8 protein-coding genes are annotated in these 14,030 nt (G+C 64.9%); 3 read left to right on the plus strand and 5 right to left on the minus strand.

The genetic code is table 11. The features are described 5' to 3' along the window. The first annotated feature begins 191 nt into the window (after positions 1-191). The gene (locus tag AXK11_RS01145; RefSeq protein WP_068628502.1) at positions 192-1,340 is read left to right on the plus strand and encodes a Fic family protein; all 1,149 of its coding nucleotides are present in this window, start codon (positions 192-194) and stop codon (positions 1,338-1,340) included. Positions 1,341-1,539: 199 nt separating this feature from the next. On the opposite strand, the gene AXK11_RS01150 is transcribed toward AXK11_RS01145, so the two are convergent. Continuing rightward, positions 1,540-3,948 carry a hypothetical protein gene (locus AXK11_RS01150; RefSeq protein WP_156469125.1) on the minus strand — a complete coding sequence of 803 codons (2,409 nt, stop codon included), beginning with the start codon at positions 3,946-3,948 and terminating at the stop codon, positions 1,540-1,542. A 526-nt stretch (positions 3,949-4,474) separates the two neighbouring features. Beyond that, entirely contained in the window at positions 4,475-7,315 is a 2,841-nt protein-coding gene (locus tag AXK11_RS01155; protein ID WP_082780731.1) for a TonB-dependent receptor domain-containing protein, read from the minus strand. A gap of 604 nt (positions 7,316-7,919) precedes the next feature. On the opposite strand from AXK11_RS01155, the gene AXK11_RS01160 reads away from it, so the two are divergent. Together AXK11_RS01160 and hemA are read left to right on the plus strand one after the other, a co-directional pair. Next, complete coding sequence (locus AXK11_RS01160) at positions 7,920-8,846, plus strand: cytochrome C assembly family protein (RefSeq protein WP_231865711.1); 927 nt, start codon at positions 7,920-7,922, stop codon at positions 8,844-8,846. Then, on the plus strand, positions 8,843-10,132 hold the full coding sequence (gene hemA, locus AXK11_RS01165; protein WP_082780732.1) for a glutamyl-tRNA reductase: 1,290 nt from the start codon (positions 8,843-8,845) through the stop codon (positions 10,130-10,132). Before AXK11_RS01160 ends, hemA begins: the two co-directional genes overlap by 4 nt. A gap of 20 nt (positions 10,133-10,152) precedes the next feature. Here the strand turns inward: hemA and AXK11_RS01170 are convergent, their stop codons facing one another. From AXK11_RS01170 to AXK11_RS01180, 3 genes are all read right to left on the minus strand, one after another. After that, complete coding sequence (locus AXK11_RS01170; protein ID WP_082780749.1) at positions 10,153-11,436, minus strand: lipid-A-disaccharide synthase; 1,284 nt, start codon at positions 11,434-11,436, stop codon at positions 10,153-10,155. Positions 11,437-11,441: 5 nt separating this feature from the next. Continuing rightward, positions 11,442-12,434, minus strand: coding sequence for a Gfo/Idh/MocA family protein (locus tag AXK11_RS01175; protein WP_068628513.1), 993 nt, complete (start codon positions 12,432-12,434; stop codon positions 11,442-11,444). Between the two features lie 219 nt (positions 12,435-12,653). After that, positions 12,654-14,021 (minus strand): NAD-dependent succinate-semialdehyde dehydrogenase, encoded by a 1,368-nt coding sequence (locus AXK11_RS01180; RefSeq protein ID WP_068628515.1) that lies wholly within the window; start codon positions 14,019-14,021, stop codon positions 12,654-12,656. Positions 14,022-14,030: the final 9 nt, after the last annotated feature.

The following is a 14,030-nucleotide window of genomic DNA, read 5'->3' on the forward strand; positions in this document are numbered from 1 at the left end:
GTACGCGGGACGAGGGAACAGGACGGCGCACCAACAAGTGCGCCGCAAAATAGCCCCCGCCCCACGCGCAGGGCCGTAGGGATTTGTGAAGTCTCCAGACTCAGTAATGCTTTTTGTGAAGTATAAAACTGGATTTAGACTTCACAAAATTGGGTTTTGTCAAAATATCGGCCCAAATTCCCTTTCTCGTGATGAAGCCCTACGTTCCCGAAAAACTTCCGCTGGCCGATCTGGACTTTCGGCGGCTGCTCCCTGCCACAGGGCGGGCCAATGCTGCCCTCGCCCGCTACGATGGGCTGCTACAGGGGCTCATCAACCCAGCGCTGCTACTCTCTCCGCTCACCTTGGAGGAGGCGGTGCTTTCCTCCAAAATCGAGGGGACGCAAGTCACGGTGGACGAAATCCTTGAGCATGACGCCAGCCCGCTCGAAACCGGGGAGAAAGAGGGCGACATTCAGGAAGTCTCCAACTACCGCAAGGCGCTCTACGCGGCCCGGGAGTATTTGCGTGATTACCCGATCCGGCTGGGTTTCGTGCGGCAGTTGCACAGCATCTTGATGGATGGTGTGCGCGGGGAGGACAAAACGCCGGGCGAGTTTCGCCTCGATCAAAACTGGATCGGCCGCCCGGGCGCTACGCTTGAGGGTGCCAGCTTCGTGCCGCCAAGCCCACTCGCCCTCCCCGATTACTTGCGCGACTGGGAAAGCTACCTCGGCAGCGACGACATCGACCCACTGATCCAAACCGCACTCGTCCACGCGCAGTTTGAGCTGCTGCACCCGTTCAAGGACGGTAATGGGCGGATCGGGCGGCTCCTGATCCCGCTTTTTCTCTACCAAAAGGGGGCACTCTCGCAGCCCATGTTTTATCTCTCCCAGTACCTCGAAACGCATCGCACGGAGTACTACCAGCGGCTGCGGGCGATCTCGGCCGAGGGCGACTGGGACGGCTGGATCGCGTTTTTCCTGCGCGCCGTCGAGCAACAATCCACACACAACAGCCAGCGCGTCAGGCAAATCCAGGCCCTCTATGAGGAGATGAAAGGCGCGATCCAGGAGGCGACACACTCCCAATACTCGGCCAACCTGCTGGATGCGATTTTTGTGAGGCCGATCTTCAGCAGTACCGACCTGGCCAGAGAGCTGGCGAGAATCGGGATTCACAAGCAAACCACGCCCGGGCTCCTCAGGCAGCTCAGGGAAGCGGGCATTCTCGAAATCCAGCGGCCCGGCCGTGGAAGCCGCCCCACGATCCTGAGCTTCCCGCGCCTGCTGGCGCTCAACGAGGGAGGGCCCGACAGTCCCGCCCCCGCGAGCCCTCCCCTGCCGTCCCGCAGGTAGGCGTTTCCAGCCACTGCGCGTGGAGGCGGGAGGGCGGCCCTACGCGTGGGGCCTCAGGAATTTGTGAAGTCTCCAGACTCAGTAAATTTTTTTGTGAAGTCTGAAACAGGGTTTAGACTTCACAAAATGGGACATTAAGGCGCGCGTGGGGGAGCGGGAGAAGGTCTCGGCACACTCCTCTCCGCCGCGGCGCGCGTCGTTAGTTGGTGCTGCCGTAGAGGATGCGTTTGATTTCGTCTTCGGCGGAGGAAGCGGAAGGGCTGGACGGCGGCAGCGGGGCGGTTTCCCTCGCGTCGCGGTTTTGCGACCAAGCCCTCTGCTCGTAGCCCGGGTTGGAATAAACGGGCGCGGGAGTGGTCGGCAAAACAGGGGCAACTGGTGTAACTGGAGCTGCGGGAGCGACTGGAGAAACGGAGGCGGGCGCCAGCTCGTAGAGTGAAGACTCGCCCGGGGTGCCGGGCACGCCGTAGGAGTGCACGGGCTCGCCCGAAACGGGCACGCTGTAGCTCGCCGAATCGTGCACCGCAGGAGCTGAATAACTCACCGGCTCACTGAGCGTGGGCGCCGGATAAGTCACCGATTCGCGCACAGCGGGCATCGGATACGAAGGCGTGTAAGGCGGGGGCTCCACACTGGCCGCGGGCGAATAAGGCGAGAGCGCTGGCACCGCAGATGCCGGATAGTACCCGGACTCAGCGCCAGCGGGAGAAAGCGGAGGATAGTACTCCGGCTCGGGCAAGCTGGAGCCGGGCAAGACTGCAGGTGCAGGGCCGCTCAGGGGGCCGGAGACGATTTCCCAATGCTCCTTGTCGTAATCGACGAGACGCGCATTCCCCCAGCCCTCGAACTCGATCTGGCTGATGCCGCGCGCGCTCAGGTTGGCGCTTCGTTTCACGAGCAAGCGATCTTCGTTTTTCACCCAATGGCGCACGACGAGCCGTGCGGCCTCGCTGTTAAATGTGAGTTCGTCGAGGATGAGCACGTTTTCCGTGCCTACGGCCCCATCGACGCAGTCGATCACCGCCGCGTTTTCCACGTAGAGCTGGCCGAAGCTCTGCTGCGTGTGGCCGCTGAGCTCCAGCACGCCCGAGCCTGCCCGGGTGTGCACACTGCCGCGCAGGGTGAGGCGCGGACGGCTGTTGAGGCGCTCGCGGCCGATCAGCTTGAGCACCGCGTACCGCCCGCCGTCGCCCACGTAGATGTCACCCGTTTTGAGCGCGCCATTGGGTTTCGGCGCGAGCTCGACCCGCCCTTCGTGGATGTAAACCGCGCCCAGCTCGCCCACATAGCCGTGCATGAGGTGCAGTGCGCCGCGGCCCGCCTTTACCAGGTCCATGCCGCCGGTAAAGGTGGCCTGCACCCAGACGTGATCGGTGTGGATGTGCGCGTAGAGCGGACGCTTCGACTTGCCGGTCGTGATGATGCTGGGCCGGTAGTAATCCCCGCTGGCATCGGTGCTGCCAAAGGTGAAATCGGGCCCGACGGCGAGGAGGGCGCCCGCGCGGAGCACCAGCGTGTGGCCGCCGAGGTTCAGGCTGCCGCCCTTGGCCCGCAGCGAGTTGATCTCGCGATCCGCGGTCAGGAGCTGGGTTTCCTGTACCGTAACGTTGTGCCCGGGCTCCCAGCTCAGCTCGCTCGACGTGTAGTAGCTGTTGATCTGCACCCAGTCCTTACCCGAGCGAGCGATCCAGTCGGCGCCATTGATCGTCGCCCAAGGCAGGATGCCGCCGTAACTCTCGAAGTCGGGGTTCACCTGCTCGCTGCTCAAGACGAACTGGCCCTTCGTGTGCATCTCGAAAACCCCGCGCGGGGCCTCGCCCGTACCGGCGCGAGCCAGCGACTTGAGAAACACGCTGCTGCGGCCCTCGCTGTAGTTAAACACGTCGATCGCGTTCACGCCGCCGAGCAAGAGGACGCCGCCCAGGTGCTCACCGGAATCGGCGACCTCGACCCCGCCGCCCCAGTAGCGAAATGTGCCCGTACCGAGCTTGAGGTCGGCCTTTGCGCCGAGGCGGTCGAGATCGGCGCTGCGCTCGTCGACGGCAAAGGTGGCGCCCTGCGAGAGCTCAAACTTGCGCACGTGGTTGAGCTGGCCGGAGGCGGCGAGCCGCAGCTCGGCGCGGTAAATATGGATGTCGCCGCGTGTGAGGTTGGGCTGGGCGGCGAGCACGTCGAAGCGGCCATCGCCCACGAAATCGAGCCGCCAGTTCGGCTTGCGCCGCTCAAGAATGGTCGAGCGAAAGGCATCGCGCAGCAGCAGCTCGACATTGGCGCGCTCGCCCACTTGACCGCGCACGAGCCGGATCCGCCGCGGGGTCTTTTTAGTGCTGCCGCCGAGGTCGATCCGCGAGTTCCAGTTGATCGTGCCCGCCGCATCCTCGCGGCCAAAGACGAGCTCGCGGCCATCGGGCACGAAGCTGCCCTGGCCCCAGATGAGCCACTCCATGTCGTTGAGGGTGACCTTGGTCTCACCGGCCAGCCGCGCGAAACCGCCCGAGCCTGCCCAGCGGACCTGGTCGGGCGCCGAGCCCAGGCTCGCCACAAACTCGCTCTGTGTGAGCTCCACCACGGCGGCCCCGACCTCACCGACGACGGTCTGTGCGCGCACAAGCGGCAGCCCCGCCCCCAAAGCGATCAGCGCAAGCAGCGCCGCAGCTCGCGGGAAACAACGTAGACGCAATAAGTAACGAATCACACCGCCACCGCATCCGCCATCACCGCAGTTTTCGTGCCAAAACGACTAACACGTTTTACGCATCCCCTGCGGGACCTACGGAGGGGCGAGGCGCCCCTTGCCAATAATGATGGGCTGCGGCCCCGCTCGTGCGACCTGGAGGCACGCAAGGCCCTCTCCCTGCTCGCGCAGGGGCCAACGCTTGGGAAAAACGCTTTCGGAGTGCGACCGCTCTGCGGGCTCGGAGTCTTCGACTCTCTTTTTTTTGCGAGGCCCTCGCTGGGGCCTCGTCGGTGAGGCGCTCGCTGGCAGCGACAGCGAATGAAGCGTGGGAGAGCGGGGCGCAGCGGCCCGCCCCTCCACGTCCGTTGGGCGAAGTGACGCAAAAAAAAAACAGCCCGGCCTTCAGGAGGGCCGGGCCGTCGTGTGAAATGCGTCAGGAGGCGAGCCGGAAAACCGCTCAGAAGGTCTTCTTCACGTTAACGTAGAAGCGGCGCATCCGCGGGTCACCAAAGGTGCTGTAGTAGCGGCTGCGGGACATGTCTACGGGTGGGGCTTTATCGAAGACGTTTTTCGCACCGAGGGTCAGCTCTACCCCTGCCAAAATCCCGTGGCGCTGGGGCAGCCGGTAGCGCACGAAGGCGTCGTGGTAGGTCTGGCTGGCGACGCGTATCCCACCTTGGCTGAGAATCGCCGCCGTGCTGGTCGGGTTGATGTCGTAGCTATCGTAGTACTGCGCCGACCAGCCCGCGCTCCATTGCTTGCGATGCCAGTTCAGGGTGCTGTTGATGCGGCTGTCGAGAGGCCCGTCGTTGGAGGGCACCCCGACCCAATCGATAAGCGGGGCGTTAAGGGTAGTCTGGTTGCGATAGTAGTCGGTGAGGGTCGCGTTTACCGCCAGGTCGAAGTCACCCGCGCCGCCAGCCTGCCACAGGTAACGCGCGCCGATGTCGATGCCCGCCGTCTCCATTTTGAGCATGTTCATCGCGTAGGTGTTGATCTGCGTGATGGGGCCCACGCCGTACGGATCGCCGGCCGCGGCTGGATCGCGAATCACGCGGTCGGGGAAAATCGCCTCCTGATCGAGGATCGCCTGCGCGCCGAGCGTGGTCAGGTTGTTCTTCTTCTCGATCTTGTACCAATCGACCGACAGGCGCAGCCCCGACAGCGCTTCGGGGGTCCACACGATGCCCACATTAAAGTTGCGCGAGGTCTCGGGGCTCAGCCCGGGGTTGCCGCCGCTCAGCGTGTAAATATCCGAGACCTCGCCGCCACGGCGCGGGTCGTTTACCTGGCTGGTCGTCGTCGAAAGGGTCGGGTCGGCAAGCTGCGAATAGGTGGGCACGCGAAAGCCTTTTCCATACGAGGAGCGCAGCATCAGCCCGCGCACGGGCAGCCAGCGCAGGCCGAAGGTCGGCACCGTCGTGTCAAACTTGTTGCCCGCGGTCTCCACATCGAAGCGCTCATGCCGCCAGGCCATCTGGACATCAAAGGCGTGCAGGACGGGGATTCCTTGCTCGGGCGCGACCAGCGGCACCGTCGTTTCCACGTAGAGGCTGTCGATCTGCTGGCGGCGATAGGTCGGCGGCGGGCGCGGCGTCGTGTAGTCGGGGAAACCCGCGCTGCGCAGCTCGCGGTGTTCTGCGCCGCTGGCGAGCGTGATGTCGCCCGCGTACCAGGTCGCCACCGGACCGGCGGCGCGCACGGTGGACTCCGATTGCCAGGCCTTGGTCGTCGTGTGCGGCAGGTTGGAGTACGGATCAATCAGCGTCTCAAAGGAGGTCGTGTCGCGCAGCAGGTCGACGATCCCCGCATTGACCGCTTGGGCAAAGGTAGGCGTCCCGTACTGGCGGCGGTAAGTGCGGTCGACGAAGGAGTAGCTCCACGAGTAGTCGCCCACGAGCCGCCAATCACGCGGGAGCTCCCACTCGAAGCCCAGCGCCGCGCGCTTTTGGCGGTTGGTAGAGTATGAGGTCGGCGACGTCTCGCGGTCGATGTGGCGCGCCGGATAGGTGATCCGCACGTCTTGCCCGAAGGGGTTGTTAGGCGAGCTCGCCGCCAGAGTCGCGACCCGCGCGGTGTAGTAAGTGCTGACGTCTTTTTGCACCGACTCCGACCAGCCCGAATCCAGGAACAGGCGGAACTTCTCGGTCATGTCGCGGCTCACGCCGAAGTTCAGCGACTTCGCGCGCACCCGGCCGATCAACACGATGTCGCCGCTAAAGCTGTTGAGCGCGCCGCGCGCGAGGTCGAGGTTGTAGGTGCCCTGATTGTCGATCAGCGGCTGCAAGCCATCGAGCTTCCAGCCGCGGTAGCCCACGGGAATGTGCGTGAAGTGCGACGAGCCGGGGCCAAAAAGCGGGCTGCCATTGGCACTGCGGATGTTGACCAAGGCACCCGCCGGGGGATCACCCGTGATGCCCTCGGGCACATAAATCGCTTCCCGATTATTGGCGAGCTGCCGCTCGCGACCACGCACCTGAAAATTGCGCTGGTGACCGTACAGCGGCTCGGTGTCCTGAAACTGCGTCGAAAGCAGGACCTGGGTGCGGCCCTGCTCAAGCTGGAAACTGGAGGTCAGGTTATACGTGCTGATCGCAGCGTGCCCGTCGTCGGTCGTCTCGTAGCGCGCGTTGGCCTCGTGGCCGCTGTAGCCACGGCGCAGCACCACGTTGATGACGCCGCCCAGCGCACCGCTGCCGTAGATGGCCGATGCCGAAGCGGGCAGCACCTCGATCCGCTCAATCGCCGAAAGCGGGATGCCGTTGAGGTCAGCTTGGTCGCTACCCTCCGCCGTGCCGCGGCTGCCCACACCGGCCACACGCCGACCGTTGACGAGCACCAGCGTCTGGGCCGCCCCCATCCCGCGCAGGCTGAAGCGGCTGCTGCTCCCCGTCCAACCGCCCGGGCTGTTGTCGCTGGACTCAAACTGGGTGGTCATCGTCAACTGCTGGCGCAGCAAGTCCTCGACCGTCGTCGCCCCCGAGCGCTGGATCAGATCGCGACCGATGATGTTGTAGGGCTGCGCGTCGTTTTCCGTGCGCACCAAGTCCAGGTTCCCCTCGTAGATATGCCGCTCAAGCTTGTCGCCCTGAACCTCCAGCCGCTCCAGGGTGCTGACCTGGTCGTCATCGACTGCGGCGTCGAGCGCCGCATCCCAACTCACTCGCTGGGCCAACCCGGGGGCGGCCGTTAGGGCCGCGATCAACGACGCCAGCGCGAGGCGTCGCGAGCCTTCGGCCGCAGGGCGGAGCACACAGCTCGAAGGCCGCAGGGCAGATTTTTGAGGACTCTTGTTCATAAAAGCAGAAAGCGCTGAAACCCTACAACCCAGGTCTCAGCGTCAACTTAATTATGAGAATAAGTCCTAATATTTACAGACCGGCCGTAGACGCGCCTCCACCAAACCGGTTTCAAAATCCCCCAAAAAAATTTAAAAGTGTGTCATTCGTTGATGTCCGACCGGGCCGCAGTACGAAGGCCAACTGCCATTGCCCGATCTCCAATCGGGCAGGGGTTTACCGGTGAATTGTTTCAACTCGCCCCAACGGGTTTCCGCTCCATTCGCGTTTTGAGCGCCCACTCCTGTTGCTGCGCAGCGTGACAGCGGGGCGCGAAATTTACGATTTTGGTCGGGCGCGAAGCGCATGGACAAAAAGTGCAAACTAAATGGAAGTGGCGACACCGACGAGCCGCCAGGCGGGAGGGCGGGCGGCTCGCAAAATAAACGGGGCTGCGCCCCCCGCACCACGCGCAGTGGGAGCCGCGGGCTCTTTTATTTGGCCGCAGCGTCGTTGCCGCTGCGTGAAGCCCCCCAAAAAAAAGGGGCTGCGACCCCCTGCCACGGAAAACACTCGAAGCCTCCGCGCCTCACCGCCAAGTTGCCGCTCCTTATGTTCGCGCAAATGAGTGACCGCGAGTGGCTGTGGATCGCAGGCGAGTGCTACCTCGTCGGCTTTGCACTGGGCACCTGGTCGCTATTCCGCCGAGGGGCGGGGCGGGAGGGAGGGCGCCCATCCACAGCGCTGGTCTACGGCATCATCGCCGCGGGCTACTTGCTGCAACTGCTCGGGCTGTACTTGCGCGGGCGGGCCGTCGGCGGTTGCCCGCTGGGAAACACCTTCGAGCTGTTCCAGTTTACCGCGTGGTCGGCGACGACTTTTTACCTCGTCGTCGGCGTGAGTTTTCGCTCCAGCATCCTGGGCTACTTCACCGCCTGCCTCTCCGCCGTGCTCACGCTCAGCTCGCTGGCGATTCCCGCCTGGGACGCAGTGCGGCGGGCCAACCTCTTCGGCGGAAACCCCTGGATCGAGTTTCACGCCGCGCTCGCGATTTTCAGCTACGGCGCCTTTGCGCTGCTCACGCTCACGGCGCTGATGCTGCTCCTGCGCGACCACTCGCTAAAGCACAAACACCTCGGCGGCTGGTTCTCCTTTCTTCCTTCGCTGATCGAGCTCGACCAGATCAGCCGGCGGCTGCTCGGCACAGGCACCGCGATCATGACGGCCTCGCTGCTCGTCGGCACGGTCTACTGGGTGAGCGCGCCGGAGACCGTCAACCTCGCCAAACTCATGGCGACCCTCGGCGTGTGGGCCGCGTATTCAGTAACCCTCGGGCTGCGCGCGAAAGAGCGGCTCATCTCGCGCCGCTTCGCGTGGGTGTGTATCGCCGTGTTCGCGCTCGCGCTGCTCGCGCTGGGCCCGGTCGACTCCAGCCGGCACGCCCTGCCTCCGCCGACCAAAGCTCCGGCGGCACCGGCGACACCACAGGCCCGGGAGGCGCCTCTCGCACCTGCGCTTAAGACGACGCCAGCGAAAGGAGGCACGCTATGACCTTTGCGGCAACGCGCAGCTCCGAGCCACAAACAGCGTCCACCACCGCCTATACGAGGCCGCCATCGCTTGGCACCGCGCCTACGCCGGCAGCTTACACCAATCACGTAGCCCCTCCAAATCTGAGCGAGGGTCACTCGCCCCCCCTCTCACGGCAAATACCGCATTCGCCCCAATCGGCACCGCAGCCGCCGCAGCCCGCGCAACGCACGCTCTTCGTTCTCGGCGCCACCCACCACCGCACCCCGATCGAGGTGCGCGAAAAACTCGCCCTGCCTCCCGACTCGCTCGCCGCGTTGCACGCCGAGCTCAACCAGATCGAAGGCCTGGAAGAATTCGCCCCGTTGAGCACCTGCAACCGCACCGAGTTTTACGGCGTGGCTTCGCGGCCCGAAGCGCTGGCGCAGCTTCAACGCGCGTTTTGCACGCGGCAGCAATTTGCCGAAACCCAATTTGCCCCCTACGCCATCCAGCTTCAGGGCCCACAAGTCCTCCAACACCTCTTTGAAGTCGCCACCGGGCTGGACTCCCAACTCGTCGGCGAGACCGAGATCTTTGGCCAGCTCAAGGACGCCTACGCCGCCGCGCAGGCGCGCCACAGCACCGGCCCCATCCTCAACCGCCTGTTTCAAAAAGCCTTTCAGGCGGCCAAGTACGTGCGCACCCACACCGCCATCACCGAAGGCCAGGTCAGCGTCGCCAACGTCGCCGTCGAGCTCGCGCGCGACATCTTCGGCCCCCTCGGCTCCACGCGCGTCCTGCTGCTCGGCGCGGGCGAAATCGGCGAGAAAACCGCGCGCGCCTTCCAGAGCCGCGGCACCACCGCGCTCTCCGTCGCCAGCCGCCGCCTCGACCGCGCCATGGCGCTCGCCAGCGAGCTCGGCGCCTTCGCGCTACCCTTCTGGCTCGCGCCCACCAAACTGGCCCAGTTCGACATCGTCGTCTGCGCTACCGCCGCTCCGGCGAGCGTGATCGCAGCCGACATGATTGACACCGCCATGCACCGGCGCGCCGCCCGTCCGCTGCTGCTGCTCGACCTCGCGCTCCCGCGCGACGTTGAGCCCCGCGTCGGCGACCTGCCCAACGTTTACCTGTACAACCTCGACGACCTCGCCCGCATCGCCGAAGAAAACCGCAACGCCCGCGAAGCCGAAATCACCCATTGCCGTGAACTCCTCCACACCCGAGCGGTCAGTCTATGGGCAACCCTCCACCCACGACTAACTCACAAAACCAGCCCAATAATCCGCGAGACGAAACAACTAGGACAGCCCCTTCGAGTATGACTGCCCCTACGGGCACCGGCTCAGGTGAGCCAGCGGGCGAGCCAGTCGGCTACGGTGTTGCTCGCGGGTGTGGTGGTGGTGGCGCCCGCAGCGGTTGGGTTGGCGCCGTTGGCGGGTTGGTTGAGCAAGGTGCGGAGGCGGGCCGCTTGCTCGGCGGTTTTTTCTCGGCGGGCCGGATCGTTGCGGCAGGCGTATAATTGCTCGGCGAGCGCGGCGGGTTTAGCGGCACCTTGGATAAACTCGGGATACATGGGCTCGCGCAGCAGCAGGTTGGCGATGCCGATGTAGTCGAGCCGCACCCAATAGCGCGCGAGCAGGTAGGTGAGCGGGTTCGTCCGGTAAGCAATCGCCCCAGGGATGCCCGCCAGCGCGCAGTGAAGCGACATCGTGCCGGAGCTGGTGAGAACAGCACTCGCGTGTAGTGCGCCGCCACCTGTTGGCACGCAGCGGATGTGCTCCGGAAGTCCAGCCGCGCGGATTTCCGCCAGCACCGCTCCGCTCGGATAAAGAATCGTCGCCTCCACGGCGGCGCGTTCTCCCTCCCCCACTGCTCCCCGTTCCGCGCTCTGCTTACCGAGCCGCGCCTCATATGCGGCCAGCCCGCGTAGCAGCACGGGCAAAATCCGCGCCACGGCCTGCCGCCGACTCCCGGGGAGCAGCAAGATCGGCGCCTCAGGATCGTAGGCGACTGGCGCCGCGTAGCCTTCGCTCAGGAAGGGGTGCCCGACAAACTCGACCGGCAAATCGGTATCCGCGTAACACTCGACTTCAAAGGGGAAGATCACCGCCAGCGCATCGAGGTCGCGCGCCATTGCGAAACGGCGCTTCGGTTTCCAGGCCCAGATTTGCGGGGAAATGTAGTAGAGCAGCCGCACCGGGCCGCCGCCTTTGTGCGACAGACCGCGCTCGCGCAGCGCAGCGGCAAGCCGCAGGTGCAGCCCGGGGTAATCGACGAAACACACCGCGCGCGGACGGTACTCGGCGATCCAGCGCAACACTTCTTCAAACAGTGTTTTGAAAAACGAATAACTGCGCAGCACTTCGACAAAGCCGACGACGGAGCTGGCCGTCAAGTCGTGCAAAAGCTGCGCCCCTGCCGCCGCGAGCTGCGGCCCGCCGAGCGCGCAAATGCGCAGGCCCGGCTGCCTCGCGCGCAAGGCCGCGACGGCGCGCGCGGCGTGTTCGTCACCCGAGTGCTCGCCCGCCATGACCAGCAAATCGCAACCGTGGCCGCCCGCACCGCCCGCAGAAAAGTTTTCAGGAGGAGGCAGCCGGAAAGGCAGTGTTTTTTTTGACGAGGCCACGCGCGTCACCCTCCCGCTTTTTGGATTTGCTCGGTAATCTCGATCGCCACCTCCAGCGCATGCGTGCCAAGCACCGCACCGACCTTGGGCTCCCGGGCGCGCCGCACACTCTCCACGAAGTGCGCGATTTCGAGCGCGAGCGGCTCGCCCTTCTCAATCGGGATTTGCTTCACGGGGATCTCTCCGAGCTCGCCTGCCTTTACCAAGCCGAGCTTCACCTTTGCCCCGTAGGCGAGCAGGTCGCGCTTCTCCAAGAGGTGCCCCTCCTGGTTCATGAAATCGAGCGACAGGTAGGCGTCGGACTGGAATAGCCGAATCTCGCGCTGGCGCTTCGTGCTCAGCCGACTCGCGCTCAGATTGGCGACACAGCCGTTCTCAAACTCGATCCGCGCGTTCGCGATGTCTTCTTTTTTCGAGAGCACGGTCACGCCCACGCTATCGATCCTCCGCACGGGCGACTTCACCAGCGCCAGCACGATCCCGATATCGTGAATCATCAGGTCGAGCACGACGCCGACCTCCGTCCCGCGCGGCTGATACGGCGCGAGCCGCTCGGCCGTGATGTACTGCGGGTGGCTCACCTGCTTTTCCAGAAACTCCATCACGGGGTTAAAGTGCTCCACATGCCCCACCTGTACGAGGCAGCCACCCCGCTGCGCGGCGGCGAGCACGCGCTGCGCCTCGTCGAGGGTCGCGCAGAGCGGTTTCTCGATCAACAAATGCGCACCCTGCGCGAGCAGCGGCAGCGCGACTTCCGCATGGCGATCCGTGGGGACGACGACCGAAACGGCCTCGCACGCCGCGCCCAACGCATCGAGACTCTCGAAACGGCGGCAGCCGTACTTCGCGCAGATCTCCGCCGCGCGCGCGTCGCTGCTCTCGTAAATCCCCACCAACTCCGCATCCGGCAGCTCCGCATAAATCCGCGCGTGATGCTGCCCCAGGGAGCCCACCCCCGCCACCCCGCAGCGAATCCGTTTGCTCGGTAAAAGTGTCATAATCGGCCGAGTGCAGTGACCGCGCCCCACCTACGCAACGCACAACGAAGGCACGGATACCCGACTCGTTTTACTCCCCGAGGACTCATTGGCGCGCCGTTTGAGAGCCCTTTAAAAAACCGACAACGATCAGAAAAAACGGCGGCCCCCGCCTTTTCCAAAGGAGCTTGCCCTACCGTCCGCCAAGTCGCGCGAGCGTGAGTACCAAAGTACAGAGACTCACCGCGCTTCCCACACGCACTTGGTGTTAACGAAAGCATGAATGCCCGGCCGCCCCAGCTCGCGGCCGAAGCCGCTCTGCTTCACCCCGCCAAAGGGCAGCGCAGGATCCGAGTGCACGGCCTCGTTTATGAAAACCATGCCTTCCTCCAGGAGCGGCACGATGTCGCGCGCGCGAGCTCGCTCACCCGTAAAAATCGCCGCGCCCAGCCCATAAGGCGTGGCGTTGGCCAGCGCGACCGCCTCCTCCGCGCTGCGAGCTGCGATGACCACCGCGACCGGCCCGAAGAGCTCTTCGTCAAAGGCCGGCATCCCCTTCACTACATCGGTGAGCACACTCGGCGCGTAAAAGAAGCCCGGCCCCGACAGCGACTCGCCACCGAGCAAGCACCGCGCGCCCATCGCCACACTGCGCGTGACCTGCGCGTGCAATCGCTCGCGCAAATCGCCGCGCGCCAGCGGCCCCACCTGGGTTTGCGGATCCAGCGGATCGCCCACCCGATGCGCGCGCACGTATTTGACCAGGCGACGCTGAAAATCCGCACGCACTTTTTCGTGCACGATGAAGCGCTTCGCGCTGATGCAGCTCTGCCCGCCATTGATGAGCCGCGCCCGCGCGCAAACCTGCGCCGCGTGATCGAGGTCGGCGTCTTCGAGCACGAGGTAGGGATCGCTGCCGCCGAGCTCCAGCACGCAAGGCTTGAGTGCCGCGCCCGCCGCTGCCGCCACAGCCCGCCCCACCTCGGTACTCCCCGTGAGCGAAACCGCCGCCACCCGCGGATCGCCGATCAGGCCGGTAAGTGTCTCGCTGGAGATGAGCAGCGTTTGCAGCACACCGCGTGGCAGCCCCGCGTCCTCAAACACCTGCTCCACCGCCAGCGCACAGCCCGATGTATTTGGCGCGTGTTTGAGCAGCACGGTGTTGCCCGCCATGAGTGCCGGAGCCGCCGTGCGGAAGACCTGCCAAAAAGGAAAATTCCACGGCATGATGGCGAGGATCGGGCCCAGGGGCTCGTACACGACCCTGGCTTGGCGCGGCGCACCACTCGGGTGTTCGTCAGCCAGATAGCCGGCCCCGTGGCGCGCATAGTAGTCGCACACGCGGGCGCATTTCTCGATCTCGGCGCGGGCCTGCGTGATCGGCTTTCCCATCTCGGCGGTGATCAGCGCGGCGAGATCATCTCCCTGTTTGCGCAAGCTGTGGGCGAGCTTGCGCGGCGCAGCGGCGCGCGCCTCAGCCGCCAGCTCTCGCCACCCCAGGAAGGCTGCGCGAGCCTGCTTCAACGCCGCCTCAATCTGCACCGAACTGTGCACGCCGTAGATGTGGATGCGCTGCCCTGTAGCAGGGTTGATTGAGATCAGGGACATGCGCGGCAC

Source organism: Cephaloticoccus primus (assembly GCF_001580015.1).
In the GTDB taxonomy this organism is placed as follows: domain Bacteria; phylum Verrucomicrobiota; class Verrucomicrobiia; order Opitutales; family Opitutaceae; genus Cephaloticoccus; species Cephaloticoccus primus.

What these genes read in the sequence shown, in the direction of transcription:
- AXK11_RS01145 (WP_068628502.1), top strand. Translation starts at nt 192, where the DNA reads ATGAAGCCCTACGTTCCCGAAAAACTTCCGCTGGCCGATCTGGACTTT.
- AXK11_RS01155 (WP_082780731.1), bottom strand. Translation starts at nt 7,315, where the DNA reads ATGAACAAGAGTCCTCAAAAATCTGCCCTGCGGCCTTCGAGCTGTGTG.
- AXK11_RS01160 (WP_231865711.1), top strand. Translation starts at nt 7,920, where the DNA reads ATGAGTGACCGCGAGTGGCTGTGGATCGCAGGCGAGTGCTACCTCGTC.
- hemA (WP_082780732.1), top strand. Translation starts at nt 8,843, where the DNA reads ATGACCTTTGCGGCAACGCGCAGCTCCGAGCCACAAACAGCGTCCACC.
- AXK11_RS01175 (WP_068628513.1), bottom strand. Translation starts at nt 12,434, where the DNA reads ATGACACTTTTACCGAGCAAACGGATTCGCTGCGGGGTGGCGGGGGTG.
- AXK11_RS01180 (WP_068628515.1), bottom strand. Translation starts at nt 14,021, where the DNA reads ATGTCCCTGATCTCAATCAACCCTGCTACAGGGCAGCGCATCCACATC.